At 28.7% G+C, this 26,234-nt stretch carries 27 protein-coding genes; 16 read left to right on the top strand and 11 right to left on the bottom strand.

Going from position 1 to position 26,234, the window contains the following annotated elements:
* Nucleotides 1-2: 2 nt before the first annotated feature.
* The 8 genes from ACJJVY_RS03520 (at nt 3) to ACJJVY_RS03485 (ending at nt 7,749) form a co-directional block, all read left to right on the top strand.
* On the top strand, nt 3-320 hold the full coding sequence (locus ACJJVY_RS03520) for a 2TM domain-containing protein (RefSeq protein ID WP_405605208.1): 318 nt from the start codon (nt 3-5) through the stop codon (nt 318-320).
* 85 nt (nt 321-405) lie between these two features.
* Nucleotides 406-1,161: a LytR/AlgR family response regulator transcription factor gene (locus tag ACJJVY_RS03515; protein ID WP_405605206.1), complete on the top strand. Its 756-nt coding sequence runs from the start codon at nt 406-408 to the stop codon at nt 1,159-1,161.
* A 110-nt stretch (nt 1,162-1,271) separates the two neighbouring features.
* On the top strand, nt 1,272-2,708 hold the full coding sequence (locus ACJJVY_RS03510) for a bifunctional metallophosphatase/5'-nucleotidase (RefSeq protein ID WP_405605204.1): 1,437 nt from the start codon (nt 1,272-1,274) through the stop codon (nt 2,706-2,708).
* A gap of 125 nt (nt 2,709-2,833) precedes the next feature.
* A complete protein-coding gene (locus tag ACJJVY_RS03505) occupies nt 2,834-3,838 on the top strand; it encodes a bifunctional oligoribonuclease/PAP phosphatase NrnA (RefSeq protein WP_405605202.1) in 1,005 nt (334 codons plus the stop codon).
* A gap of 71 nt (nt 3,839-3,909) precedes the next feature.
* On the top strand, nt 3,910-5,481 hold the full coding sequence (locus tag ACJJVY_RS03500) for a helicase HerA-like domain-containing protein (RefSeq protein WP_405605200.1): 1,572 nt from the start codon (nt 3,910-3,912) through the stop codon (nt 5,479-5,481).
* A 45-nt stretch (nt 5,482-5,526) separates the two neighbouring features.
* Complete coding sequence (locus ACJJVY_RS03495; protein ID WP_405605198.1) at nt 5,527-6,093, top strand: hypothetical protein; 567 nt, start codon at nt 5,527-5,529, stop codon at nt 6,091-6,093.
* Nucleotides 6,094-6,282: 189 nt separating this feature from the next.
* The gene (locus ACJJVY_RS03490; RefSeq protein WP_405605196.1) at nt 6,283-6,651 is read left to right on the top strand and encodes a cupin domain-containing protein; all 369 of its coding nucleotides are present in this window, start codon (nt 6,283-6,285) and stop codon (nt 6,649-6,651) included.
* 78 nt (nt 6,652-6,729) lie between these two features.
* A complete protein-coding gene (locus tag ACJJVY_RS03485; RefSeq protein WP_405605193.1) occupies nt 6,730-7,749 on the top strand; it encodes an AI-2E family transporter in 1,020 nt (339 codons plus the stop codon).
* A 69-nt stretch (nt 7,750-7,818) separates the two neighbouring features.
* Here the strand turns inward: ACJJVY_RS03485 and folD are convergent, their stop codons facing one another.
* The 3 genes from folD to msrB all read right to left on the bottom strand — a co-directional run bounded on the left by folD (nt 7,819) and on the right by msrB (nt 10,871).
* Nucleotides 7,819-8,694 carry a bifunctional methylenetetrahydrofolate dehydrogenase/methenyltetrahydrofolate cyclohydrolase FolD gene (gene folD / locus ACJJVY_RS03480; protein WP_405605190.1) on the bottom strand — a complete coding sequence of 292 codons (876 nt, stop codon included), beginning with the start codon at nt 8,692-8,694 and terminating at the stop codon, nt 7,819-7,821.
* A gap of 66 nt (nt 8,695-8,760) precedes the next feature.
* Entirely contained in the window at nt 8,761-10,089 is a 1,329-nt protein-coding gene (gene ffh / locus ACJJVY_RS03475) for a signal recognition particle protein (protein WP_405605187.1), read from the bottom strand.
* Between the two features lie 302 nt (nt 10,090-10,391).
* The gene (gene msrB, locus ACJJVY_RS03470) at nt 10,392-10,871 is read right to left on the bottom strand and encodes a peptide-methionine (R)-S-oxide reductase MsrB (protein ID WP_405605184.1); all 480 of its coding nucleotides are present in this window, start codon (nt 10,869-10,871) and stop codon (nt 10,392-10,394) included.
* Nucleotides 10,872-11,044: 173 nt separating this feature from the next.
* Between msrB and ACJJVY_RS03465 the strand changes: the two genes are divergently transcribed.
* Nucleotides 11,045-11,848, top strand: coding sequence for a M48 family metallopeptidase (locus ACJJVY_RS03465; RefSeq protein WP_405605181.1), 804 nt, complete (start codon nt 11,045-11,047; stop codon nt 11,846-11,848).
* An 88-nt stretch (nt 11,849-11,936) separates the two neighbouring features.
* Nucleotides 11,937-13,232, top strand: a complete 1,296-nt coding sequence (locus ACJJVY_RS03460) for an MFS transporter (RefSeq protein ID WP_405605178.1) — start codon at nt 11,937-11,939, stop codon at nt 13,230-13,232.
* 56 nt (nt 13,233-13,288) lie between these two features.
* Here the strand turns inward: ACJJVY_RS03460 and ACJJVY_RS03455 are convergent, their stop codons facing one another.
* The 6 genes from ACJJVY_RS03455 to ACJJVY_RS03430 form a co-directional block, all read right to left on the bottom strand.
* The gene (locus ACJJVY_RS03455; RefSeq protein WP_405605175.1) at nt 13,289-13,849 is read right to left on the bottom strand and encodes a type 1 periplasmic binding fold superfamily protein; all 561 of its coding nucleotides are present in this window, start codon (nt 13,847-13,849) and stop codon (nt 13,289-13,291) included.
* A gap of 12 nt (nt 13,850-13,861) precedes the next feature.
* Nucleotides 13,862-16,264 (bottom strand): TonB-dependent receptor, encoded by a 2,403-nt coding sequence (locus ACJJVY_RS03450; protein WP_405605173.1) that lies wholly within the window; start codon nt 16,262-16,264, stop codon nt 13,862-13,864.
* 37 nt (nt 16,265-16,301) lie between these two features.
* On the bottom strand, nt 16,302-16,580 hold the full coding sequence (locus tag ACJJVY_RS03445; protein ID WP_405605171.1) for a hypothetical protein: 279 nt from the start codon (nt 16,578-16,580) through the stop codon (nt 16,302-16,304).
* A 230-nt stretch (nt 16,581-16,810) separates the two neighbouring features.
* Nucleotides 16,811-17,230: a hypothetical protein gene (locus tag ACJJVY_RS03440; RefSeq protein WP_405605169.1), complete on the bottom strand. Its 420-nt coding sequence runs from the start codon at nt 17,228-17,230 to the stop codon at nt 16,811-16,813.
* A complete protein-coding gene (purB, locus tag ACJJVY_RS03435; RefSeq protein WP_405605166.1) occupies nt 17,230-18,573 on the bottom strand; it encodes an adenylosuccinate lyase in 1,344 nt (447 codons plus the stop codon). The genes ACJJVY_RS03440 and purB overlap by 1 nt, the downstream gene beginning before the upstream one ends.
* 45 nt (nt 18,574-18,618) lie before the next feature.
* Nucleotides 18,619-19,206, bottom strand: coding sequence for an adenylosuccinate lyase (locus tag ACJJVY_RS03430; RefSeq protein WP_405605164.1), 588 nt, complete (start codon nt 19,204-19,206; stop codon nt 18,619-18,621).
* A 41-nt stretch (nt 19,207-19,247) separates the two neighbouring features.
* On the opposite strand from ACJJVY_RS03430, the gene ACJJVY_RS03425 reads away from it, so the two are divergent.
* The 5 genes from ACJJVY_RS03425 to ACJJVY_RS03405 all read left to right on the top strand — a co-directional run bounded on the left by ACJJVY_RS03425 (nt 19,248) and on the right by ACJJVY_RS03405 (nt 24,192).
* Complete coding sequence (locus tag ACJJVY_RS03425) at nt 19,248-19,961, top strand: toxin-antitoxin system YwqK family antitoxin (protein ID WP_405605161.1); 714 nt, start codon at nt 19,248-19,250, stop codon at nt 19,959-19,961.
* A gap of 106 nt (nt 19,962-20,067) precedes the next feature.
* Nucleotides 20,068-21,255, top strand: coding sequence for a tRNA 2-thiouridine(34) synthase MnmA (gene mnmA / locus ACJJVY_RS03420; protein WP_405605158.1), 1,188 nt, complete (start codon nt 20,068-20,070; stop codon nt 21,253-21,255).
* A 39-nt stretch (nt 21,256-21,294) separates the two neighbouring features.
* Nucleotides 21,295-22,944, top strand: a complete 1,650-nt coding sequence (locus ACJJVY_RS03415) for a S8 family serine peptidase (RefSeq protein ID WP_405605156.1) — start codon at nt 21,295-21,297, stop codon at nt 22,942-22,944.
* On the top strand, nt 22,944-23,885 hold the full coding sequence (locus ACJJVY_RS03410) for an NAD(P)H-dependent flavin oxidoreductase (RefSeq protein WP_405605153.1): 942 nt from the start codon (nt 22,944-22,946) through the stop codon (nt 23,883-23,885). The genes ACJJVY_RS03415 and ACJJVY_RS03410 overlap by 1 nt, the downstream gene beginning before the upstream one ends.
* Nucleotides 23,886-24,000: 115 nt before the next feature.
* Entirely contained in the window at nt 24,001-24,192 is a 192-nt protein-coding gene (locus ACJJVY_RS03405) for a cold-shock protein (protein ID WP_015480027.1), read from the top strand.
* Nucleotides 24,193-24,278: 86 nt separating this feature from the next.
* Here the strand turns inward: ACJJVY_RS03405 and ACJJVY_RS03400 are convergent, their stop codons facing one another.
* Nucleotides 24,279-24,935 (bottom strand): HAD family hydrolase, encoded by a 657-nt coding sequence (locus ACJJVY_RS03400; RefSeq protein WP_405605150.1) that lies wholly within the window; start codon nt 24,933-24,935, stop codon nt 24,279-24,281.
* A gap of 1 nt (nt 24,936) precedes the next feature.
* A complete protein-coding gene (locus tag ACJJVY_RS03395; RefSeq protein ID WP_405605148.1) occupies nt 24,937-25,356 on the bottom strand; it encodes a thiol-disulfide oxidoreductase DCC family protein in 420 nt (139 codons plus the stop codon).
* Between the two features lie 178 nt (nt 25,357-25,534).
* On the opposite strand from ACJJVY_RS03395, the gene ACJJVY_RS03390 reads away from it, so the two are divergent.
* Nucleotides 25,535-26,233: an ABC transporter ATP-binding protein gene (locus ACJJVY_RS03390; RefSeq protein WP_405605146.1), complete on the top strand. Its 699-nt coding sequence runs from the start codon at nt 25,535-25,537 to the stop codon at nt 26,231-26,233.
* Nucleotide 26,234: the final 1 nt, after the last annotated feature.

The following is a 26,234-nucleotide window of genomic DNA, read 5'->3' as shown; positions in this document are numbered from 1 at the left end:
AGATGGAAAACCTTGATGAAAAAAGATTGATAAAAGCAAAACAAAGAGTTGCAGAAATTAAACAGTTTTACAAACATGTAATTACATATATTATAGTAAATTTATTTTTAACTTTTGTTTGGACATTTTCTTTTAAAATTTTCGGAAACCTTGTGTTTAGTAACCAATATGATGTAGATGGGTTTAAACACATTCCGTTTTGGTTAGTTTGGGGTATTTTCTTAATTTTTGATGCTTTAAGAACTTTTGGTTTTGTAAGTGTTTTTAGTAAAAACTGGGAAGAGAAAAAGATTAAAGAATTTATGCAAGAAAAGAATTAATTATAGTTCTAAAATTAGATAGTTAATTTAAAGTTGTTTCTTAAAAAAGTAACCAAGAGTAATCTTAAAAATTATTTTAAAAAAAATGAATGTATTAATTATAGAGGATGAAAAACCAGCAGCAAGAAGGTTAAACAGAATGTTAGCTGCAATTGATATAGAAGTAATGCAAATGTTACATTCTGTAGAAGAGTCTTTAAATTGGTTACAAAACAATCAACATCCCGATTTAATATTCTTAGATATTCAATTATCAGACGGATTATCTTTTGAAATTTTTGAAGAAATTGAAGTAAAATCTGCTATCATTTTTACAACAGCTTATGATGAATATGCTTTAAAAGCATTTAAATTAAATAGCATCGATTATTTATTAAAACCTTTAGATGAAGATGAGTTAAAAGTTGCAGTAGATAAGTTTAAAGAAAATCAGCCAAAACAAACAGATGTTCAGGTAAATATTGATGATATTAGAAAATTATTGATAAACCCGGTAGATAGAAAATTTAAAAAAAGATTGTCTATAAAAGTTGGGCAGCACATCAAAATTATTCCTATTGATGAGATCGAATGTTTTTATAGCGAAAACAAATCAACGTATATTCACACACAAGAAAATAGAAATTATTTGTTAGATAATTCTTTAGAAACTTGGCAAGAACAATTAAATCCAGAACATTTTTTTAGAGTTAACAGAACGTTTATTGTGCATATTAATGCCATTAAAGACATTATTGCTTATTCTAATTCTCGTTTAAAATTGGTTTTAAATACTTACAACGCAACCGAAATTATAGTAAGTAGAGAACGTGTAAAAGACTTTAAAAATTGGATTGATTAACTTCGTTTTTAGCATTAATTTCAACTTTTTATAATAACTTAGCGAATTAATTTTAGACAATAGTTGTGTTTAATTTAGCTTGATGTTGTTGTTCTTTAATAAATTAATACATGAAAAATAGATTCATTTTCTTAATAACAATAGTTTTTTTAATTGCCGGATGTTCTAAAAATGAAGAGACTCCAATTATTAAATCTGAAGAAAAAAAATTAACCATTTTTTTTATTAATGATCAACATGGACAATTAGATAATTTCTCTAAAATTAAACATATTGTAGATTTAGAAAAGGAAAATACTAATGTTATTACCGTTTGTAGTGGTGATATTTTTTCTGGAAACCCAGTAGTAGATAATCATCCACAAAAAGGTTTTCCAATGATTGATGTAATGAATCGTGCAGGATTTGATCTTTCTGTACTTGGAAATCATGAATTTGATTACGGAGAATTGATATTAACAGATAGAATGGATCAAGCCAATTTTGAGTGGGTTTGTGCTAATGTAGATATGTCAAACTCTGGTGTTCCGGATCCTTTCGAATATCAAACAATAAGTGTAGAAGATATAAAAGTTACTTTTTTAGGTTTGGTAGAAACCAATGGAAGTAATACAGAAACCATTCCGTCTACACATCCTTGGAGAGTTAAAAACCTTGCTTTTGAACGACCAGAAAATGTAATAGAGCAATACAAAGATATTAAAACGCAAGAAAATTCAGATTTATATATTGCCTTAACGCATCTTGGCTTTAACGGAGGAAGTAGTTCTTTGGGTGATACACAAATTGCGGAACAATATCCTTATTTTGATTTAATTATTGGAGGTCATTCTCATCAAGAAATAAATACAATAATTAATGATATTCCAATTTTTCAATCAGGAGCTAATTTAAATAATCTTGGGAAAATTGAATTAACAATTAAAGACCAAACAGTACAAGCTGTAGATTATGAATTAATAGATCTAAATACATATGCTGAATTTGATACTGATTTAAAAACAATTATAGATGATTACAATGATTTACCTTATTTAAATGAAGTTATTGGATATTCTCATTTACAGCATGCTAAATCTAAAGTTGGTTGTTTTTATACGGATGCATTAAAGGGAGCGATGAATGTAGATGTTACTTTTCAGAATACTGGTGGTATTCGTTCTACATTAAATAAAGGAGACATTACAAATAGAGAAATTTTTGAAATTTCTCCTTTTAACAATAGTACTGTTATTTATGAAATGACGGTAACAGAAATTAAAAATTTTCTAAAAGGTTCTAGTGCTGGTTTTTATTATTCTGGAATTTATATTGAGCAAAATGGAGATGCTATTGAGATTAAAGATTTAAATGATAATATTATACCAGATACTACTATTTTATCTGTTGGTACAAATGATTATATTCCTGCAGTTTATAGCAATTACTTTCCAACTGATGGGGAAGTACAATTATTAACAGATGCAGAAACGGTTATCTCTTATCTACAAAATGATAACGACCAAGTTAATTATCCAAATTGCGATCAATATTTTAACTATCAATAATAGAATTAAAGGACGTAGATAAATTAAAATACTTTCTATTTCTAGCAAATAATAAACCTAACTTTGTCAATTCTAAAAAAAAAATACAATTGCTAACATATTGTCAGTTGTAAAAAAGGCATTACATGAATATTTACAAACAAATTGACGCAGAAATTCAATCAGCTTCAAATATCGTTATTACAGCACACAAATCTGCAGACGGAGATTCTATAGGTTCTTCTTTAGGATTGCTTTATTTTATAGAAAAATTAGGTAAAAAAGCAGTGGTTTGTCATCCAGATAAAGCACCAGATTTTTTATATTGGTTAGATACTTCTTCAATTTTATTGATGGATGAAAACCCAAAAGAGGTAACATCAGAAATAAAAAAAGCAGATTTAATTTTCTGTTTAGATTACAATGCAACCAATAGAGTAGGACCAGAAATGCAAGAATTGCTAGAAGAAGCAACTTGTAAAAAGATTATGATTGATCATCATTTAAATCCAGAAGAGTTTCCAACCATTACAGTTTCCGAAACTACCGCATCATCAACATCACAATTAATTGTAGATTTAATAGAAGAATCTGGTCATTTAGATTTATTGGACGAAAAAATAGGAACGCCTTTGTATTTAGGTATTTTAACGGATACGGGAAGTTTTAGATTCAATTCTGTAAAACCTAGAACACATGAAGTTTTAGCAAAAATTTTAGCAGCAGGAGTAGAACATCATTTAATTCACGAAAAGTTAAGTGATAACAATACCGAAACTCGTTTGCGTTTACAAGGCTATGCAATGAGTGAAAAGTTAGAAATTTTATATGAAAATAATGTTGGTATTATTTCTTTATCTAAAGAAGAGTTGGCAAAATATCAATACAAAAAAGGAGATACAGATAGTTTAGCAAACTTGGTTTTATCTATAAAAGGCATGAAAGCTGCGATTGTTTTTACAGAGAGAGACGGAATTATGAAAATTTCTTTTAGATCTAAAGGCGTAGAAAATCCGGTAAATATTTTGGCAAAAGAACATTTTAATGGAGGAGGACACGCAAATGCTTCTGGAGGAATGAGTGACTTAACAGTTGATGAAACTTTAGAAAAATTGAAAGGATTAATTCCAAAATATTTTCCAAAAGGATAAGAATTAAGTTTTAAACGATAAATAATTTCTTAACAATTAAAGTTTGATTATTTTTATCGAAATTTAAGAAGATGAGTCAGCAGGAAGAATTTTTTGAATATATAAAGAGCGGTTACAAAACAAAAGGAGAATTTATTGAGTTAGGTGCTGCAATGTTAGGTGAAGAAACCATAACTGATGCAATTGTAAAAGTGCCTTTAAAAACTTTAAACAGACACGGTTTAATTGCCGGAGCAACAGGTACTGGTAAAACAAAAACATTACAAGTTTTAGCTGAAAACTTATCAGAAAAAGGAGTGCCTGTTTTATTAATGGATATTAAAGGAGACCTTTCTGGTTTGGCAAAAGCAAGTGATGGTCATGCAAAAATAGACGAGCGTCATGCAAAAATTGGTTTTCCTTTTATAGCTAAAAAATTCCCGGTAGAAGTTTTAACAATTTCCGAACAAGAAGGTACACGTTTGCGTGCAACGGTATCAGAATTTGGGCCTGTTTTATTATCAAGAATTTTAGATTTAACAGAAACACAAAGCGGAATTGTTTCTATTATTTTTAAATATTGTGATGATAATAAATTGCCGCTTTTAGATATAAAAGATTTTAAAAAGCTATTGCAGTTTGTTACTCAAGAAGGTAAAGAAGAAATACAAAGTGAATACGGACGAATTTCTACAGCTTCTACAGGGGCAATTTTGCGTAAAATTATAGAAATAGAACAACAAGGTGGTGATTTATTTTTTGGAGAAAAATCTTTTGATGTAGAAGACTTAACTAGAGTAGATGAAGATGGAAAAGGAATTATTTCTGTATTACGTTTAACAGATATACAAGACAAACCAAAACTGTTTTCTACATTTATGTTGCAATTATTGGCTGAGGTGTATGAAACTTTCCCTGAGCAAGGAGATGCAGACAGACCAGAGTTAATCATCTTTATAGACGAAGCTCATTTGGTTTTTGAGGAAGCATCTAAAGCATTATTAAATCAAATAGAAAGTATTGTAAAGCTAATTCGTTCTAAAGGAATTGGGTTGTATTTTGTAACTCAAAACCCAAAAGATGTGCCAGAAGATATTTTAGCACAATTAGGTTTAAAAGTACAACATGCTTTAAGAGCATTTACTGCAAAAGATAGAAAAGCCATAAAATTAGCAGCAGAAAATTATCCAGATTCAGATTATTATGATACTAAAGAAGTTTTAACTCAATTAGGTATTGGTGAGGCTTTTGTTTCTGTTTTAAATGAAAAAGGAATTCCAACCCCGTTGGCAAGAACAATGTTACGTGCACCAATGAGTAGAATGGATGTTTTAACAGAAAAAGAGTTAAAAAGCGTAATTAATAACTCGCGTCTTTTTTATAAGTATAACGAAAACTTAGATAGAGAAAGTGCTTACGAGTTATTAAACTCTAAAATAGAAAAAATAAATATTGCAGAAGAAAAAGCAATAAAAGAAGCAGCAGATAAAAAAGAACGAGAAAAATTAGCAAAACAACAAGAAAAAGAAAGACAAAGAGAAGAAAGAGCGGCAAAAACAGCCTCTAGAAGAAGAAGTACAAGATTAAACCCAATAGTAAAAGTATTAACAAGTGCTACATTTATTAGAGCAGCATTTGGTATCTTAAAAAAAGTAATTAAATAACAAATTAAAAATAAGTACGTTTTAGTAACGTATAAAAATAAAAAAATGATTCAAAAAAACATCTTATCAGTAATTGCAATTGCATTTTCATTATTTATCGTTAGTTGTACTAACAGTAGTAAATTTAAAATAGAAAAAGGAAAAATAGGAGAATTAACAACTCAAACAAAAATTAAAGATTTAGATGCTATTTTTAAAAATGATTCTATTGTTAGAAATTTAAGCGAAGGAGCACAAGGAGACAATTATTTTCAAGAGGATGATGAGTATTTTGTATATGAAAAAGGAGGTAAATTATTGTTAACTATTTTACCAAAAGAACAATTAGATTCTACATCAACAATTAAAAGTGTAGAAATTAATGATGTACGTTTTAAAACGGAATCTGGTATCAACTTAAACTCAAGTTTTATAGATATAAATTCATCTAACAATATTAATAGAGTAGAGTCTACATTTTCTTCTGCAACATTGTTTATAGACGATTTAAATGCTACTATAGCTATCGATAAAGAAGAATTAGGCTTAAAAGAATTTAGTACACCAAAAGTAACATTAGAGCAAATTCCAGACTTGGCAAAGATGAAATCTTTTATTATTTGGTTTAATTAGGGCGTATTTTGTTCGTTTTATTTTAAAACAAAACCGCGCTTTCCGCTGTATCTTTTTAAGCTAAATTAACTTTTAGTATTTAAAAAACACTTATTCAATACATAATAATTTTGTTATATTTATTGGGTAAGTGTTTTTTGCATAAAAAGGATGCCGCTTCAATCACTTACGCAAAACCAACTAACTCGTATGAAAAAAAAATACATCATTCAAAAATCACCTTTTGTTGTACCAACTACAGATGGTAAATTAATAGAAGAACATTATGGTAATGCAACCGATGGCAATGCCAAAGTTAGTATTGCTCATATGGTTGCACCAGCAGAATGGAGTGAACCTTTTCAAACACCAGAATTTGAAGAATATACTTATATTATAAAAGGTAAAAAACAATTTATAATAGAAGACGAAACCATTATTTTAGAAGCAGGACAATCTATTAAAATAGAAAAAAATACCAGAGTTCAATATTCTAATCCTTTTAAAGAAGATTGCGAGTATATTGCTATTTGTTTACCTGCTTTTTCTATAGATTTAGTAAATAGAGAAGAATCTTAAATTATTTGGGTTAATTTATAAATTGATAATTATAAAATTAACTTCTTATTATTAATAAATTGCGATAAACTACCAAACATGAAAGATACTATTGCACCTAGAATGATAAGACAAGTTTTTGTTTTATTACTTATTTTATTAATTTCAATTTTGATTTTTAGGGAATTAATTCCTTATTTATCCGGTGTTTTAGGCGCCATAACCATATATGTATTATTAAGAAAATGGATGATTGCTCTCTTGAAAAAAAACTGGAATCCAAGCATTGCTGCCACCTTAATAATTATAGTTTCATTTATAGGTATACTTTTACCAATATCTGGTATTTTATTTATGTTAGCAAATAAAGTAAGTAGTTTGGTAAGTAACTCAGAAGAAATTGTAGAAACTTTTAAAACTCAAATGACATCTTTAGAGGCAAAAGTTGGTTATAATTTTACAGATAAAATGAATTTTTCTGAAATATCTAGCTGGATAACTGATAATTTGCAGGGTTTTGTTGGGAGTACATTTAATATTTTTCTATCAATAGGATTGATGTATTTTATCTTATACTTTATGTTAATAAATGAAAAGATTTTAAGAAGGTCTCTATATAAATACATTCCAATTAATGAAGTAAATTTAAAAATTATTGGAAAAGAATCTCATGCAATGGTTCGTTCTAATACCATAGGAATTCCATTGGTGGCAATTGCACAAGGTATTATAGCTCTTATTGGTTTTCTTATTTTTGATATAGAAAATCCATTCTTTTGGTTTGCAATTGTTACTGTTGGTTCTATGATTCCTTTTATAGGAACTTTTGTGGGTATTTTACCTGTTTTTGTTTTAACATTGGCGTCTGGAAATGATTTTGCTGCTTGGGGAATTTTAATTTATGGAATAATAGTGGTAGGTTCTACAGATAATATTATTAGACTTTTTGTATTAAAAAAATTAGATGATGTTCATCCTTTAATTACATTAATAGGTGTTATCGTTGGTGTGCCTTTATTTGGTTTTATAGGTTTAATTTTTGGTCCCTTATTAATTAGTTTATTTTTAGTGATTGTAAAAATTTATAGAAAAGAATTTGTTGAAAATGATATTCAGTAAAATAAATTTTAAACATAAAAAAAGCGATTAACTTAAATTCATCGCTTTTTTTATGTTTATTTTTAAAAATTAGCTTTTTCTTTGGCAGGCTAATAAAGTATTTTTAAGTAACATAGCAATTGTCATTGGTCCAACACCACCTGGTACAGGAGTAATAAATTCAGACTTTGCAGCAACTTCATCAAAAGCAACATCACCAACTAATCTAAAACCGCTTTTTTTACTAGAATCAGCTAAACGGGTAATACCAACATCTACAACAGTTACGTTATCTTTAACCATATCTGCTTTTAAAAACTCAGGTATACCAATTGCAGCAATTACAATATCTGCTTGTAAAGTAATTTCTTTTAAGTTTTTAGTTCTACTATGGCACATGGTAACAGTTGCATTACCAACTTTTCTTTTTTGAGATAATAAAATACTCATAGGGCTACCAACAATATGACTTCTACCTAAAACTACTACATGTTTACCAGATGTTTCTACATTATATCTATCTAACAATTCTAAAATTCCAAAAGGAGTAGCAGAAATAAAAGTTGGTAGATTTAATGCCATTTTTCCAACATTTGTTGGATGAAAACCATCAACATCTTTATCAGGATCAACAGCCATTAAAACTTTTTGTTCATCAATATGTTTAGGTAATGGTAATTGAACGATAAAACCATCAATATCATTATCAGTATTTAAAACGGCAATTTCATTTAGTAGTTCTTTTTCTGTTGTTTCTTCTGGTAATCTAATTAATGTAGATTCAAAACCAACACGTTCACAGGCTTTTACCTTTGCGTTTACATAAGTAATGCTTGCTCCGTCGTTACCAACAATAATTGCAGCTAAATGTGGTGTTTTATTGCCTTTAGATTGTAAGTCTCTTACTTCTAATGCAATTTCTTCTTTAATATCTGCAGAAGTTTTTTTTCCGTCTAATAAAATCATTTCTAGTTGTTGTGTATTATATCAATAAAAAAAAGATAAACACGTGTTTATCTTTTTAAAAAATCATTATTTCATTCCTTTCATCATTTGCATCATCTTACGGCCACCGCCACCTTGCATCATCTTCATCATTTTACTCATCTGGTTAAATTGCTTCATTAGTTGGTTAACTTCATTAACAGAAGTTCCAGATCCTTTGGCAATTCTCTTTTTTCTACTTGCATTTATAGTTGTTGGCGTACTTCTTTCTTCTGGTGTCATAGAATGTATAATTGCTTCTATACCTTTAAAAGCGTCATCATCAATATCTACATCTTTCATTGCTTTACCTGCACCAGGAATCATACCAACTAAGTCTTTCATGCTACCCATCTTTTTAATTTGTTGAATCTGACTTAAAAAGTCATCAAAACCAAACTGATTTTTAGCAATCTTCTTTTGTAGTTTTCTAGCTTCTTCTTCGTCGTATTGGTCTTGTGCTCTTTCTACTAAAGAAACAACATCTCCCATACCAAGAATACGATCTGCCATTCTATCTGGATGGAAAACATCAATTGCATCCATTTTTTCTCCAGTCCCGATAAACTTAATCGGTTTATCAACAACAGATTTAATAGATAATGCAGCTCCACCACGAGTATCACCATCTAATTTTGTTAAAACAACTCCATCAAAATTTAAAATATCATTAAAAGCTTTTGCAGTATTTACTGCATCTTGCCCTGTCATAGAATCTACAACAAATAAAGTTTCTTGCGGCGTAATAGCTTTATGGATGTTTGCTATTTCTGTCATCATTTCTTCATCAACAGCTAAACGACCAGCGGTATCAATAATAACTACATTTTTACCATTTGCTTTTGCATGCTTTACAGCGTTTTCAGAAATTTCTACAGGGTTGTTGTTACCAACTTCTGCATAAACATCTACACCAATTTGCTCACCTACAACTTGTAATTGATTTATTGCGGCAGGTCTGTAAACATCACAACCAACTAATAAAACTTCTTTTGCTTTCTTTGTTTTTAAAAAGTTTGCTAATTTTCCTGAAAAAGTAGTTTTACCAGATCCTTGTAAACCAGACATTAAAATAATGGTTGGCGATCCACCCAAGTTAACACCTACAGTTTCACCACCCATTAGCTCTGTTAGTTCATCTTTAACTAACTTTACCATTAATTGTCCTGGGTTTAATGTAGTTAATACATCTTGCCCAATTGCTTTTTCTTGAACTCTTTTAGTAAATTCTTTGGCAATTTTAAAGTTAACATCGGCATCTAATAACGCTCTTCTTACTTCTTTTAAAGTTTCTGCAACATTTACCTCGGTAATTTTACCATGACCTTTTAAGGTGTGTAAGGCTTTATCTAATTTTTCGCTTAAATTATTAAACATAAATTGTCTTCTTTTTTAGGAAGCACAAATATATGAATTAGAGACGATTTGTAAACTGAATACGAATACTTTTTTATATACAATTGTTTTAAAAAAGATAAATAATTAAATTTTTTAAATGAATAATTATTAATATCAATTGTTTAGAATAAAAAAATGATAAATGTATTTAAACTACTATTAAAAAATAATGTTACAACCTTTGTTATTTGTTTAACTTCTTTTAAAGAAAAGATAAAATTAGAAAGTAAAAAAAGAGTTAACATCGTTAACTCTTTAGCAATTATAAAAACTAAAATAATTTACTTTTCTGCCACAAATTTTAAAGCAGCTCCATTAATACAATGGCGTTTGCCCGTTGTATCTCTTGGTCCATCATCAAAAGAGTGTCCTAAATGTCCACCACAAGTGTTGCATTTTAATTCTGTTCTTGCATATCCTATTTTATAATCTACATCTAACTCAACATTTTTTTCTATAGCTCTATCAAAAGAAGGCCATCCAGAACCAGAGTCATATTTATGTTCAGATTTATATAATGGTGTATTACAAGCAGCACAAACGTAGGTTCCTTTTTTATGATTGTTATTTAATTCGCTTGTAAAAGCTCTTTCTGTGCCTGATTCTCTTAAAATATGATATTCTAATGGAGAGAGAATTTTTTTCCATTCTATATTTGTTTTTTCAATTTTGTACGTTTTTTTTTCTTTTGATGTGTCTTGGGCATTTCCAACACAACTTATCATTATAAGAAACAAGAATAAACTGGCTATTTTTTTCATATTGTATTATTAACTTTTGTTCTAAATCAGTCGTTTTTTTTTAATGTAACTTACAATTGTTGAGTATCGATTAAAAAAAATATCATATGAGATAAAATGTATATTTTTAAAATAATAAATTTGTGACAAATTAAAGAATTAAGTGTCTTAATAATTGATCAAACCCATATAATATGAAAAAAATAAGTGTTTTAATTTTAACTGTTTTACTTTTTGTTGAATGTAGTACTGTGCCAATTACTGGAAGAAAACGTGTTAATTTTGTTAGTGATTCAGAAGTTTTACCAGCAAGTTTTGCTCAGTACTCTACTTTTTTAGATGAAAATAAATTGTCTAATAATACTACAATGAGTAATCAAATAAATGAAGTAGGTAAAAATATATCTGAAGCAGTAGATCGTTTTATGCGTGCCAATAATATGTCTTCTGAAGCAGATTCTTATAGATGGGAGTTTAATTTGATTGAAGATAAAACCGTTAATGCATGGTGTATGCCTGGAGGTAAAGTTGTTTTTTATACAGGTATTATGCCTATTTGTGATAATGTAAATGGTGTGGCTGCTGTTATGGGACATGAAGTTGCACATGCATTTGCAAAACATGGACAAGAAAGAATGACACAGGGTCAATTACAACAGTACGGAGGTTTAGCAGTAGCATTAGGAACTTCTGGAAAAAGTGCAGAGGCACAGCAAATTTGGAATACAGCTTTTGGTATAGGTTCTGGTTTAGGAATGTTAAAGTATAGTAGAGTTCATGAGCAAGAAGCAGACAGGTTAGGTTTGGTTTTTATGATTATGGCCGGATATGATGGTACAGAAGCAGCAGAGGTTTGGGTAAGAATGAGCAATTTATCCAACGGAAGTTCTACTCCAGAAATTTTAAGTACACACCCATCTAATGAATCCAGAATTCAAGATTTAAAGACATATTTACCAACAGCAAGAAAATATGCAGCACAGTATAATGCTAAGTAATAACTAAATAATAAAACAAATAGATTTCCTATATTGTAGCCGTTCAAAAAAAAACTTTTTTTGAACGGTTTTTTTATAAAAAAATATTATGTTAAAAATAGGAGATAAGAAATTAATTAATGCTTGGGCTTTTTATGATTGGGCAAATTCTGTTTATTCTTTAGTAATAAGTACAGCCGTTTTTCCTTTATATTATAGTGCTGTTACAGAGGGTGAAACGATTTCTTTTCTTGGGATGGATTGGGATCATCCAGATAGTTTATATAGCTATGCATTGTCTTTTTCTTTTTTGATAGTAGCTTTTATTTCACCAATTTTATCTGGTATTGCAGATTACACAGGAAATAAGAAAAAGTTTATGAAGTTTTTCTGTTGGTTAGGTGGTTTGTCTGTAACAAGTTTATACTTTTTTGAAGGCGTAGATACTGTTTGGATAGGTATTGTTTTTACAATTTTAGCAAGCATTGGTTTTTGGGCTAGTTTGGTTTTTTACAATGCATATTTGCCAGAAGTTGCACACCCAGATCAACAAGATAGAGCAAGTGCAAAAGGTTTTATTTACGGTTATATAGGCTCTGTTATTTTATTGATTATTAATTTAATTATGATTCAAATGCCAGATTTATTCAGCATTTCTTCAGGTATGGCTTCTAGAATATCTTTTGTAATGGTAGGTTTATGGTGGATAGGTTTTGCGCAACTAACTTTTAGAAAATTACCTAATGATATTTATAATAAAAAACCAGAAAAAGATTTTATTTGGAAAGGATTTAGTGAACTTAAAATAGTTTTTAAAGAAGTATTAATGAATAAAACGTTAAAACGGTTTTTAATTTCTTTTTTTTTATTAAGTGTTGGAGTCCAAACTATTATTTTATTAGCTACTATTTTTGGTTCTACAGAATTAGGTTTAGAAGCTATAGATTTAATTATAACTGTTTTGTTAATACAAGTGGTTGCTATTTTAGGAGCTTTTTTATTTTCTAGATTATCAGAAAAAAAAGGAAACTTTTTCGCTTTAAAATTAACTATTGTAATTTGGATGTTAGTTTGTTTTGGTGCTTTTTTGTTACATAAGGAGTTGCCCAATGTTGCTACTTATTTTTATTCTTTGGGGGCAGTTTTAGGCTTAGTTTTAGGGGCAATACAATCTTTAACAAGATCTACTTACTCTAAACTATTACCAGAAACACAAGATCATGCAACGTATTTTAGTTTTTATGACGTAACCGAAAAAATAGCCATTGTACTAGGTACTTTAGTATATGGTTTATTATATGCTATTACAGATTCTATGCAATGGTCTGTATTGTGTTTGGCTTTGTTCTTTTTAGCTTCTTTTATAGTTTTAAGTACTTTAAGAAAGACAAAATATGTAAAATAAAAAAAGTGTTGAGTTTATAAACTCAACACTTTTTTTTATGTTTTCTTGTGAAAAACTTATTCAATTGTTATAGGAAATGTAACTTCTGCATCAGTTTCTCCTGCTGCATTTGTAATACTACCATCTACAACACCAGAACCACTTTTGTTTGGTTCGTGTATAAGAGAAACTGTTAAGCTTTCTGAACCTGCGTTTGAAGTTGTTAATGCAAAAGTAATCCCTATTGGATCTCCGTTTACATCATCATCTGTATAAGTTGTTAAAGCTAAACCGTTAGCAAATGTGTAAAAGAATTGGTGATCTACACCTTCTTCTAAAACTTCTTCTGTAATATCTTCTGCAGGATCTTCTGTTTCATTAAATACTTCTGTAACACCTGTATAAATTGTATTAGCTGTTAAGTTTCCAGAAACCGTAACTACTGGTGCATCTGGTCCATCACCATCTAAATCTACACTATTTAAAACAATTTCTGTTCCGTCTTCTTCTGATGTTAAGGTAACTGTTACTGTTGTAATTAATTCTTCTTCGTTTACTACTACTGGATCATCATCAGAACAAGATGCTGCTAAAATAATGATTGATGCTAATACTAAAACGTGTTTAAATGATTTCATAATGTGTGTTTTTTAATAATTGATTTTTATTTGTAGGCTATAATTTCTTCCTAAATCATCAGCATAATATCGTAATCTATTTAAGTAATCTCTGTAATTTGTATTCAATAGATTTGTTACGCTTAATGCTATTTGTAAATCTGTTTTTTTTGAAAGATGAAAAACGGCATCTGTATGTATATTTAATAAATGATAACTTGGTGGAGTAGAACTAATGTCTACAATTTCATACGTATCTTGTGTTGGTAAATAAGCTGTAAAGTTGTTATTTGGGTAATTGGTTTGTTTTAAAACCAATTCACTTTCTAAACGAACCCCTAATTGATGCCAATTTTTATTTCTGTACTCTAAAGAATTTTTAAAATTCGGTGCAGGAATATCAATTAAATCTCTCTTAGTTTTTGTGTCAAAACCAAATGTTAAAGAAGATTTATTATGGAATGTAAAGGCTTCGCCAATATTTTGTTGCCATGTTACATCTATTCCATATAAATTGGCATTTGTAGCCTTGTATTCCCAAACAGGAAAAGCTCCACGTATGGTTTGCTCTGTCCCTGTAGGTTCTATGTAAATAAAATTATGAATGTTGTTAAAAAAGACTTCTGCTGAAATTGTTGAATTGTTTGATTGAAAGTTATAGGTAGAAGAGATTCTGTTAGAAACTTCTTGTTGTAAAGCTAAATCTCCCAATTCTATTCTTGCGGCAGAATGATGCAAACCATCACTAAATAATTCTGATGCATTTGGAGCTCTATTCGATAATCCGTAGTTAAACAAAACAGCATTTTTATCATTTATTTGATAAATAATTCCTGCTGAGGCAGAAATATTATGAAAAGAAAATTTTGGGTTTACCAACCACTGTGTTGTATAATCACCAGTAATTAAATCTCCAAATTCTTCATCATAACCTCTTTCTGTCCATCTACTTTTTAAATAGAACTTTTTAGCGTTTATGTAATTAAAATCATATCTTAAACCAACATTAGCAGTTGTTTTATCGCTTAAGACATAATTACCAATTGCAAAAATTCCAGCATCAAATTTATCATAATCTGGTATTAATCGTCTAACACCTGTTAAAGGATTTGCATAATTGTTTTGATAAACTCCTTTTAGACCAATTTTATAAGTTTTATCTAGGTTGTTGTTAAAATCAAAAGTAGAACTAATTGAATGTGTGGTTAAATCTAAATCAATCGAAGCTTTATCTTTATCATCACCAACTCTAATATCGTACTCATAACGTTGGTTTTTTTGAAAATCGTATTGGACGTCTAATTTACCTAAGTCTTTAAACCTTTTGTAATAATCTATTTTAAAAATATGATGATTTATTTCTTGTTTTGGCGCATTAATATCATAACTAAAATCCTCTATAACTAAAGGTTCTTTATTATTAATTGCGCTAACCAAATCATCTATATTACCAATATGTGATGCTTTTAAAATACCAATATTGTTATTTACAAAACTATAATCAACCGTAAATCCTTTTTCAAATTTTTTCAATCCTGTTTGTAAAGAAAAAGCTTTTGAATCTAGGCCTGTATTTGTTAAATTATAATCCGGACTATTAAAGTCTCCAAACCTTTTTAAAGTAGTTTTTGCATTAACAAACCAACCTTTTTTAGTGGTTTTAGTAATGCTACTATGTAAATTACCACCTCTACCATTACTTTGTAGACCTAATATTGTTTTACCAAAAATACTATCTTTTAATGCATATTTTGTAGGTTCTAATACAATTACACCTCCAATTGCATCTCCACCAAACTCTAAAGAATTAGCACCCTTAATTACTGTAATTTTATCGGCATTATTTAAATCAATATTAGGCGCATGTTCAATTCCCCATTCTTGATCTTGTAATCTAACGCCATTTGTCATTACAATAATTCTACTACTGTGCAAACCATTAATTACAGGTTTTACAATAGAATTACCGGTGTTTATAGAAGAAACTCCTGCAACATTTTTTAAAGCATCACCTAAACTTTTACCACTATATTCTTCAATAGTTTTATTGTTAATATTTGTAGTTTGTACAGTTTTAGATGTTACATTATGTGTAGATGTTACAATAACTTCTTTTAAATCTTCTATATGATGTTCTAAAGAAATTTCTTTAAAAGTGTTTTTACTTAAATTAAGAGTAATTTCTTTAGTTTCACATGATATATGTTCTATGATAATAGTAATTTTACCTTCACATAAATTTTTAAACTCGAATAAGCCATCAAAATCTGTTACGGCGTATTTGTTTGAATTTATTATATGTAAAGAAGCTCCTACAATTTGTGTGTTGTCATGAAAATCTGAGACTTTCCCTTTAAAAGATAATTGGCATTCTTGTGCAAGTGCAGATGTAGTTAAACATATTGCAAGCACATATTTACAAAGTATTTTTATCATTTTTAGTTTTCGTAATTTAAATTAAATAGAACTTAATTTAAATACAAACAGGTGGTCCTCTTAAAGAAAACGATAAATGATAATGATTTTTTAAGAAATTATATTGTGGCCTATGATAAGAATAAATAGGAGTTTTTAATTTAAGATTAAAAGTGTTTTCTATTAAAAGAGAATTGTTTGTTTTATAAAGATCTAACTGACAATCTATATCTTTTTTATGTATATGATTTTCAACTTTAGAAATACAAACTCTATGTTCATGATTACTGAAAGCATGAGCAGAAAGCACAAAAAGTGGTAATAAGAAAATTACCAATAATAAAATACCAATATGTTTGTTTAATTGTTTGATATTAATTTATTATAAAATTGTTAAGTTGTATTAAATAATGGGTGCAAAATACAACTATACTTTAGGAAACCTAATTACATTTTGTTAAAAAAAACTATATATTTTAGGCTATCTATAATAATATAAATAGCCTAATGTATAATTAACCCTAAATTAGTCGTTTTTTTTAAAATAAAATTACAGAATTAATAATTTTATTTTACCTTAAAAATAGTACCATCAGTACTAAACTTACTAAAACCTATTTTTGCAGTAAAGTTGTAAGAACTATCTTTAACTTCTGTTATTTGCACATAAATAGGATCTTTGTCTAGTTCCTTTTTAGGTGATTTCATTTTTAAGGTATAAAAGAAATTATTTTTCCATTTGATGTATAAGGTATCAATATGTTTAATTCTTTTTTCTGAAGTTGTACTATCAGTAGAAATACTTACAATCTTTTCATATTCTTCAATTTGAAGTGTGTCGATTCTTGTAATTATAGTTTTACTATATCCTTTACCCGCCGGAACTTCAAAAACTCCTTGTTTAAATCGATCAGCATTATCTTTGATTTCTGAATCACATGAAACTAAAGTGATAAAAATGGTAAGTATTCCTAATAATTTTTTCATTAAATACCTGTATAATTAGCTGGTGTAATAACCTTTAATTCTTCCTTAATTTCTTCAGAAACATCTAAAGTATCAATAAAATCTGCAATAGATTCTTTATTGATTTTAGCATTTGTTCTAGTTAATCCTTTTAAAGTTTCGTAAGGATTAGGATAAGCTTCACGTCTTAAAATTGTTTGAATTGCTTCTGCAACAACAGCCCAATTGTTATCTAAGTCTTGCTCAAACTTTTCTTTGTTTAACAATAATTTGTTCAATCCTTTTAAAGTGGATGTAAAAGCAATAATTGTATGACCGAAAGGAACTCCAATATTACGTAAAACAGTACTATCCGTTAAATCTCTTTGTAAACGAGAAACAGGTAATTTTGTAGAAAGGTGTTCGAAAATAGCATTTGCCAAACCTAAATTTCCTTCAGAATTTTCAAAATCGATAGGATTTACTTTGTGTGGCATTGCAGAAGAACCAACTTCACCCGCTTTAATTTTTTGTTTAAAATAATCTGTAGAAACGTATGTCCAAAAATCTCTATCTAAATCTAAAATAATTGTATTAATACGTTTTAAAGTATCAAACAAAGCAGCCATGTGGTCGTAATGCTCAATTTGAGTTGTAGGAAAAGAATGGTGTAAGCCTAATTTTTCTTGAACAAATTTTGTTCCGAATTCTTTCCAATCAATTTTTGGATAAGCAACTTTATGTGCATTATAATTACCTGTTGCTCCACCAAATTTAGCAGCGCTTGGTATATCATTCAATAAATTAAACTGCTCTTGTAAACGAACCACAAAAACATCTATTTCTTTACCTAATCTTGTAGGAGATGCTGGTTGACCATGTGTTCTAGCCAACATAGAAATATCTGCCCATTCTACTACTAGTTCTTGTAATTTATCTATAACTTGTAGGTAATTAGGTACGTAAACATCATTCATTGCTTCTTTAATAGAAAGCGGAACGGCAGTATTATTGATATCTTGAGAAGTTAATCCGAAATGGATAAATTCTTTATATTTTTGTAAATCTAAGGCATCAAATTTTTCTTTGATAAAATATTCAACCGCTTTTACATCATGGTTTGTAATACTTTCTATATCTTTAATTTTTTGAGCATCTTCCGTTGTAAAATCTGTATAAATTTTACGTAAGTCTTCAAATAAACCAGCATTAAAATCTATTAATTGAGGTAAAGGAATTTCGCACAAAGCAATAAAATATTCTATTTCTACACGAACTCTATATTTTATTAAAGCTTCTTCAGAAAAATAATCTGATAATTTAGCTATTTTACCTCTGTAGCGTCCATCAATAGGAGAGATGGCATTTAATTGTGTTAAGTTCATTTTTTTGTTATGTTGTTAATTGCAAAAATAGACATTTTAACAGATTTATAAAGTTGTTTTTTGATGTTTTTCTATTAAGTCTAAAATGTATTTTCCACGAGCTTTGCAACCTTTACTTTGATGTATAATTTTTGTTTCTATTAAATGTTTTAATTCTGGATGAATCCAAGATTTTTTTAACCCAAATAAATACAAAGTATTCATTGTATAAGCTCTTACAGCTATTTTTTGAGGTGTAATTAACCAATCGAAACCAGTTTCTACAATACTGTTAATATGAGTGATAGATAGTTTTTCTTTTACTTTGTTTTCTTTTTTAGAAAAATAAGCATTTGCTAAATGTTCGCAAATTTTTGCACAAGGCCTAATTGCACTGTCAAATTTTAAGTTTTCTATATTTCTGGTAAACTCATCTAAATGTGGTAAAATATAATCTAGTTGATGATGAGTACAAATCCATTCTAAAATCCAAGCAGCTTTTATAGAAGTCTTATTATCAACATCAAAAGTAATTGCGACTAAATACCGAATTAATTTTTTGTTTTCTAATACAATATTAGCAACTCTCTCTCGGTTCTCCCTTTTAGGGTTTCCCATTTTCTCTAATTCTTGTGTCAAAAAAATAATGCTCATTTTAATACGTTTAATGTATATTTACTGTAAAATTTCTTTACATGTTAAATATAAAAAGACTTCCTTTTATTATTGTTTTTTTTGCTTTTTTTATTAGCAAAAATACTAATGCTCAGAAAATTAATCAATTTGATGCAAATAAGCAAAGAACTGGAGTTTGGCAAAAATATTATCCTAATAATAAAATAAGATACTCTGGTACTTTTAAAAACGGAAAAGAAATAGGCGTTTTTAAATTTTATGATGATTCAAATTCAAGTTTTCCATCAATTATTAAAACTTTTACAGAAGGTAAAAGCGAGGTTTTGGTAGAGTTTTATAAAACTACTGGAGATATACAAAGTAAAGGGTATTTTATTGATAAAAATCGAGTTGGTAAATGGACTTTTTATTTTACCAATGGAAAAGTATTGTCCGAAGAGTTTTATAAGGATGGTAAATTAGATGGCATTTTAATTAATTATTATCCCAATGGAAAAATAACTGAAGAGTCTTTTTATAAAAATGGATTAAAAGATGGAGTTTCTAAAACTTATACAAGTGATGGAGTTTTAATTGAAGAAGTAAATTATAAAGAAGGAAAATTAAATGGTTCTGCAAGATACTTTGAGCTAAATGGTAACTTAAAAGAACTAGGTGATTATAAAGATGGCAAAAGAGTAGGTGAGTGGGAATACTATTTAGATGGAGAAATAACTACAGAAAAAGAGTTAAAGAAAAATAAATCTAGTTATAGCAAATCAAACGAAAATTAAGATTTTAATTTTATTGCAAAGCATAAATCTAATTGATTAATCCATTATTTTTTTCAATATACAAATCACTTACAAAGTTGTAACTTTGCAACCTCAAAATTAAAAAATGAAACGAGTAGTTGTTGGCCTTTCTGGTGGTGTAGATAGTAGTGTAACCGCACATTTATTAAAAGAACAAGGGTACGAAGTTATTGGGCTTTTTATGAAAAATTGGCACGATGATTCTGTAACAATTTCTAATGAATGTCCTTGGTTAGAAGATTCTAATGATGCAATGATTGTTGCTCAAAAATTAGAAATTCCTTTTCAAGTAGTAGATTTAAGTGAGCAATACAAAGAGCGTATTGTAGATTATATGTTTGATGAATATTCTAAAGGAAGAACACCAAACCCAGATGTGCTTTGTAACCGAGAAATTAAGTTTGATGTTTTTATGGATATCGCCTTAAAATTAGGTGCAGATTATGTTGCAACGGGTCATTATTGTAGAAAAGGAGAAGAAATTATTGATGGAAAACCAGTTTATAAATTATTAGGCGGAATTGATAATAATAAAGATCAGTCTTATTTTTTATGCCAATTATCTCAAGAACAATTAACAAAAGCATTATTTCCTATTGGCGAATTAACAAAACCAGAAGTTAGAGAAATTGCAAAAGAAGCCGATTTAATTACTGCAGAAAAGAAAGATAGCCAAGGATTGTGTTTTATAGGTAAGGTTCGTTTACCAGAGTTTTTACAACAAAAATTACAACCAAAAGATGGAGTAATTGTTACAATTCCTTCAAGTTTTGATCAGTATATAAAACAAGTACCAGAGTTTGAAAATAAAGAGGAGGAGTTAAAATATTTTTCTACAAAATTTTCTTACAATATAGAAGACGGAAAAATAGTAGGTAAACACCAAGGAGCACATTATTTTACAAAAGGACAACGAAAAGGTTTAAATGTAGGCGGTACAAAAGAAGCTTTATACGTTATAGAAACGGATGTTGTAGAAAATGTAATTTATGCAGGAGAAGGTAAAAATCATCCAGGATTATATAGAAATGTATTGTTTGTTTCTAATGAAGAAATGCATTGGATTAGAGAAGATTTAACTTTAAAAGTTGGAGAAACAATACAAGTTGATGCAAGAATTAGATACAGACAACCTTTAGAAAATGCTACGTTGCACAAAGTAGAAACTGGTTTGTATGTAGAGTTCGAAAATAAACAATCTGCCATACAAGAAGGGCAATTTGTGGCTTGGTATAAAGATGAAGAACTTTTAGGTTCTGGAGTTATCTCATAAAAAAATAAAATTTTTATAAAAAAGTAGTAAATTCGAGGTATGAAGAATTTACTACTTTTTTTATTTTTAATGATTTCGTTTCAAATTGTATCTCAAGAAGATGCATGGGTTTTTCTAAAAGATAAGCCTAATAAAACTACTTTTTTAGAAAATCCATTATCAATGCTAACACAAAGAGCATTAGATAGAAGAATTAAACTAAATATTGAGTTAGATGAAATTGATGTTCCGATTGATGAGGATTATTATAGTCAATTAAAAAATGAAACTACAATTTCTGTTTTAGCTAAATCTAAATGGTTAAACGCAATTCACATACAAGGACAAGTAAATGATATCAATAGTTTATTATCAAATTATAGCTTTATAGATCATATAGAATTTGCAAATAAATCTCTAAATTCTTCAGGAAAAACAATCTCAAAATCTAAAATAATTAATGCTAATCATCATAATAAATTTAATGATGTTTTAACTGATTTTGATTACGGAGAAGCAGATAATCAAATTATAATGTTAAAAGGAAATTATTTACATGAACAAGGTTTAACGGGAAAAAATCAGATTATTGCTATTATAGATGCAGGTTTTCCTAATGTAAATACTTTAGAGGCTTTTAGCCGAATTAGAGATAATAATCAGATTTTAGGAGGTTATAATTTTGCTGATAGAAATGATGGTTTTTATTCAAGAAATTCTCACGGAACTCATGTTTTATCTTCAATTGCAGGTTATTTAGAAGATGAATATGTAGGTACAGCACCAGATGCAAAATTTTATTTATTTATATCAGAAATTGCAGAAACAGAAACCGTTTTAGAAGAAACACTCTGGGTAGAAGCTGCAGAAAGAGCAGATAGTTTGGGGGTAGATGTTATAAATACTTCTTTGGGTTATACTACTTATGATGACCCTAACCATAGCCATACCTATGAAGATATGGATGGTAAAACAACTTTTATTTCTAGAGGTGCAGAAATTGGAGCTTCTCGTGGTTTACTATTAGTAAACTCTGTTGGTAATAGTGGCAATAGTTCATGGAAATATATGGGAGCTCCTGCTGATGCTCCTTCTGTAATTTCTGTAGGGGCAGTTAATGCTTCTGGTGCAATTGCAAGTTTTAGTTCTTTTGGACCAACGGCAGATGGAAGAATAAAACCAGAAATACTAGGTCAAGGTCAAAATCCTGCTTTGATAAATTATTCAACAGGTAATGTTACATTTTCATCAAGCGGAACCTCTTTTTCATCACCAATTATGGCTGGTTTAATTGCATGTTTAAATGATTATGAAAGTTTGGTTAACGCAGCAGTTTATTCAAATGAATCTTTAAAAGAGGCAATTTATAAATCTGCGGATAAATATAACAATCCTTTAGATCAATACGGATATGGAATTCCTAATTTTGAAACAGCTTTTAATAGTTATTTAGAAAGTTTGTCCGTTATTGATGTGAGTTTTATCAATCTAGATATATATCCAAATCCTGTAAAAAATACATTTACACTTTCTACGGATGATTATAGCAATCTTAAAATTGAAATATTTTCTGTTTTAGGAAAAAAAGTATCAGAAAAAGAAAATATATTTTCTAATATTATTAACATTTCATCTTTAAAAAGTGGAATATATTTGATGAAGGTTTCTAAGGATAATCAACAAAAAACAATAAAGTTAATAAAACAATAATGACAAATAGAATCACTGAACTTTTTAATATTAAATACCCAATTATTCAAGGCGGAATGGTTTGGGTTTCTGGATGGAAATTAGCATCCGCAGTTTCTAATGCTGGTGGTTTGGGTTTAATTGGTGCAGGTTCTATGTATCCGGATGTTTTAAGAGAACATATTCAAAAATGTAAAAAAGCGATTAATAAACCATTTGGTGTCAACATACCAATGTTATATCCAGAGGTTGATAAATTGATGGACATTATTGTAGAAGAAGGAGTGAAAATTGTTTTTACATCTGCGGGAAATCCTAAAACTTGGACTTCTTTTTTGCAAGAAAAAGGAATTATAGTTGTACATGTTGTGAGCTCTGTAAAATTTGCGTTAAAAGCGGAAGCTGCTGGTGTTGATGCTATTGTATGTGAGGGGTTTGAAGCTGGCGGACATAATGGTAGAGAAGAAACAACTACTTTTACCTTAATACCTACAGTAAAAGCAGAAATTAAAATTCCTGTAATTGCAGCAGGAGGAATTGCCACAGGTAAAGGTATGTTGGCAGCAATGGTTTTAGGAGCAGATGGTGTGCAAATAGGTAGTAGGTTTGCGGCAACAGAAGAATCTTCTGCGCATATTAATTTTAAAAATACAATTGTAGTGGTAAAAGAAGGAGACACCTGTTTAACTTTAAAAGAATTGGCTCCTGTACGTTTGATAAAAAATGAATTTTACAAAAAGCTAGAAAAATTATATCAGCAAAATCCAACAGAAGAACAATTAAAAGAATTATTAAGTAAAGGAAGAGCAAAAAAAGGAATTTTTGAAGGAGATTTAATAGAAGGCGAACTAGAAATTGGTCAAATTGCCGCTTTAATTGAAGAGATTAAGCCTGTAAAAATTATTTTTGATGAGATTATAGACGAATTTAATCAAGTTAAATCGTTTATACATAAGCTTTAATGGGTAAATAAAAGAAAATCAATATTTTATCTGTTTAGTTAGATTTTTGGTATTATCTTTGTGTCACAATAAAACGTTGTTAGGAATTAATTTAACAACACATAATTTTTTTATAATGAATAAAGGTACCGTAAAATTTTTCAATGAGTCTAAAGGATTTGGATTTATCACTGAAGAAGGAACAAACAAAGAACATTTTGTACATGTGTCAGGATTAGTTGACGAAATTCGTGAAAACGATGAAGTTGAATTTGACTTACAAGATGGAAGAAAAGGATTAAACGCTGTAAACGTAAGAGTATTATAATATATATTATTTATTACTAGTTAATTTTTTATCTAAAAGCCTATCAAAATTTTGATAGGCTTTTTTATGTTTATATATAGTTGTTATTAAATCATCTTTTGTAAACGCTTAAAATTATTAATAATAAAATCGGCATTTTCTAAAGTTTGATCTTCTGCCATTGGGTTCTTATATCCAAAAACAAAAATATTAGCATCATTTGCCGCTTTAATTCCGTTGTCAGAATCTTCTATAACAATACAATTGTCTTTAGGTGTTTTTCCTAAAATTGCTGCTTTTTCAAAAATTTCTGGATTTGGTTTAGAGGCAGTTAAATCTGCACCGCTAATTTTAGCAGTAAAATATTGGTTTAAATTAAATCTGTTAAAAACTCTATCAATATTTACCATTGCAGAAGAAGAAGCCAAAACCAATGTAAGCCCTTTATTATAACAATGTTTTATTAAACCTTCTACACCTTTTACAAGGTGTAAAGTGGGGTCATTTTCAAAGAAGTTAACGTATCTTTTTCTTTTATTTAGCACCAATTCTTCTGGATCTAAATCTAGTTTAAAATGTTTTACCAATCTCTGAAAAGCATTAATTGTAGAAGAACCTGTTAAGGTTTTGTATAAATCATCAGAAACATCAACTCCAATGGCATTGAAAGTTTCGTAATACGCTTTTTTATGAATTTCTTCGGAGTCGATAATAACTCCATCCATATCAAAAATCACACATTTTATTTCTTTTGGTAATTTCATTTTATTCATTTAAAAATTTAGCTTTAAGTTCTGGAGTAGGTATCATACAGCTTTCTTTTTTACCAAACCATTTGTAACGATTTTTTGCAATATAATCGTAAACAAAGTTTCTAAAACCTTCTGGCAACAATAAAAAAACTTGAGAAAAAGTCCAAAATCCACCAAAATCTCCCATTATTTTTAAAGCTGCTGTAGATTTTATTTCGTAAGAAACACCTGGTTCATATAATATTATAGAATCTATTTTAGAAATATCAATTTTTAAATGACCAATAATTTCTTGTCCTTTTTTAGATTGTAAAGCACTGAATATAAAAGTGTTATTTTTATCATGCTTGATTACTTTTATAATAGAATCGTTGCATAAATTACAAACTCCATCAAAAAGTATTATTTTTTTATCCTTAGGTAAATCAATCATTTAAGACTATAAAAATTTATAAAAACAAAGATACTTTATCTTTTTTAAAATTTATTGTAACATAATTTATTTTGAAGCGTCTTATGTTTGTGTTATGTTAAAAAGCATGAGTTTTTAACATATAATTTATAAGTGTTATCTGCAGCATTTGATATTTTAGTATAAAATTAACCAAACAATGATTAAAATAGAAAAACTACATAAATCTTATCCGATTGGTAAAGACTCTTTACACGTTTTAAAAGGAATTGACTTACATATTAAAGAAGGAGAATTTGTTTCCATTATGGGGTCTTCTGGTTCTGGTAAGTCTACATTGTTAAATATTGTTGGTTTGTTAGATGTGCATGATGAAGGTACTTACCATCTAAATGGACAATTGATTAAAAATATGAATGAGAAAAAAGCAGCCTTGTTACGTAATAAGTTTCTAGGTTTTATTTTTCAATCGTTTAATTTGATTTCATACAAAACAGCTTTAGAAAATGTAGCGTTGCCATTATATTATAAAGGAATGGCAAGAAAAGAGCGTTTACAAATTGCCTTAGATTATTTAGAGAAAGTAGGTTTAAAAGAATGGGCAAATCATTTACCTAATGAACTTTCTGGAGGGCAAAAACAACGTGTTGCCATTGCAAGAGCTTTGGTAACAAAACCAAAAGTAGTTTTAGCAGATGAGCCAACTGGTGCATTAGATTCTACAACAACAGATTCTGTAATGGATTTGTTAAAGGATATTAATGATGAAGGAATGACGGTTTTTGTAATTACCCACGAAGAAGAAGTGGCAGAACAAACAAAAAGAGTTGTACGTTTAAAAGATGGCTTAATTATTAGTGATGAAATTACAGCTATTGGTAAAGCTAAAGCCGTTTAAT

This window comes from Polaribacter sp. Asnod1-A03, assembly GCF_045063585.1.
Lineage (GTDB): Bacteria > Bacteroidota > Bacteroidia > Flavobacteriales > Flavobacteriaceae > Polaribacter.
This window is presented reverse-complemented; position numbering and strand designations above follow the sequence as displayed.

Excerpts from the sequence above, each read along its gene's own strand:
- ACJJVY_RS03520 (WP_405605208.1), top strand. The coding sequence starts at position 3 with ATGGAAAACCTTGATGAAAAAAGATTGATAAAAGCAAAACAAAGAGTT.
- ACJJVY_RS03515 (WP_405605206.1), top strand. The coding sequence starts at position 406 with ATGAATGTATTAATTATAGAGGATGAAAAACCAGCAGCAAGAAGGTTA.
- ACJJVY_RS03510 (WP_405605204.1), top strand. The coding sequence starts at position 1,272 with ATGAAAAATAGATTCATTTTCTTAATAACAATAGTTTTTTTAATTGCC.
- ACJJVY_RS03505 (WP_405605202.1), top strand. The coding sequence starts at position 2,834 with ATGAATATTTACAAACAAATTGACGCAGAAATTCAATCAGCTTCAAAT.
- ACJJVY_RS03500 (WP_405605200.1), top strand. The coding sequence starts at position 3,910 with ATGAGTCAGCAGGAAGAATTTTTTGAATATATAAAGAGCGGTTACAAA.
- ACJJVY_RS03495 (WP_405605198.1), top strand. The coding sequence starts at position 5,527 with ATGATTCAAAAAAACATCTTATCAGTAATTGCAATTGCATTTTCATTA.
- ACJJVY_RS03490 (WP_405605196.1), top strand. The coding sequence starts at position 6,283 with ATGAAAAAAAAATACATCATTCAAAAATCACCTTTTGTTGTACCAACT.
- ACJJVY_RS03485 (WP_405605193.1), top strand. The coding sequence starts at position 6,730 with ATGAAAGATACTATTGCACCTAGAATGATAAGACAAGTTTTTGTTTTA.
- folD (WP_405605190.1), bottom strand. The coding sequence starts at position 8,694 with ATGATTTTATTAGACGGAAAAAAAACTTCTGCAGATATTAAAGAAGAA.
- ffh (WP_405605187.1), bottom strand. The coding sequence starts at position 10,089 with ATGTTTAATAATTTAAGCGAAAAATTAGATAAAGCCTTACACACCTTA.
- msrB (WP_405605184.1), bottom strand. The coding sequence starts at position 10,871 with ATGAAAAAAATAGCCAGTTTATTCTTGTTTCTTATAATGATAAGTTGT.
- ACJJVY_RS03465 (WP_405605181.1), top strand. The coding sequence starts at position 11,045 with ATGAAAAAAATAAGTGTTTTAATTTTAACTGTTTTACTTTTTGTTGAA.
- ACJJVY_RS03460 (WP_405605178.1), top strand. The coding sequence starts at position 11,937 with ATGTTAAAAATAGGAGATAAGAAATTAATTAATGCTTGGGCTTTTTAT.
- ACJJVY_RS03455 (WP_405605175.1), bottom strand. The coding sequence starts at position 13,849 with ATGAAATCATTTAAACACGTTTTAGTATTAGCATCAATCATTATTTTA.
- ACJJVY_RS03450 (WP_405605173.1), bottom strand. The coding sequence starts at position 16,264 with ATGATAAAAATACTTTGTAAATATGTGCTTGCAATATGTTTAACTACA.
- ACJJVY_RS03440 (WP_405605169.1), bottom strand. The coding sequence starts at position 17,230 with ATGAAAAAATTATTAGGAATACTTACCATTTTTATCACTTTAGTTTCA.
- purB (WP_405605166.1), bottom strand. The coding sequence starts at position 18,573 with ATGAACTTAACACAATTAAATGCCATCTCTCCTATTGATGGACGCTAC.
- ACJJVY_RS03430 (WP_405605164.1), bottom strand. The coding sequence starts at position 19,206 with ATGAGCATTATTTTTTTGACACAAGAATTAGAGAAAATGGGAAACCCT.
- ACJJVY_RS03425 (WP_405605161.1), top strand. The coding sequence starts at position 19,248 with ATGTTAAATATAAAAAGACTTCCTTTTATTATTGTTTTTTTTGCTTTT.
- mnmA (WP_405605158.1), top strand. The coding sequence starts at position 20,068 with ATGAAACGAGTAGTTGTTGGCCTTTCTGGTGGTGTAGATAGTAGTGTA.
- ACJJVY_RS03415 (WP_405605156.1), top strand. The coding sequence starts at position 21,295 with ATGAAGAATTTACTACTTTTTTTATTTTTAATGATTTCGTTTCAAATT.
- ACJJVY_RS03410 (WP_405605153.1), top strand. The coding sequence starts at position 22,944 with ATGACAAATAGAATCACTGAACTTTTTAATATTAAATACCCAATTATT.
- ACJJVY_RS03405 (WP_015480027.1), top strand. The coding sequence starts at position 24,001 with ATGAATAAAGGTACCGTAAAATTTTTCAATGAGTCTAAAGGATTTGGA.
- ACJJVY_RS03400 (WP_405605150.1), bottom strand. The coding sequence starts at position 24,935 with ATGAAATTACCAAAAGAAATAAAATGTGTGATTTTTGATATGGATGGA.
- ACJJVY_RS03395 (WP_405605148.1), bottom strand. The coding sequence starts at position 25,356 with ATGATTGATTTACCTAAGGATAAAAAAATAATACTTTTTGATGGAGTT.
- ACJJVY_RS03390 (WP_405605146.1), top strand. The coding sequence starts at position 25,535 with ATGATTAAAATAGAAAAACTACATAAATCTTATCCGATTGGTAAAGAC.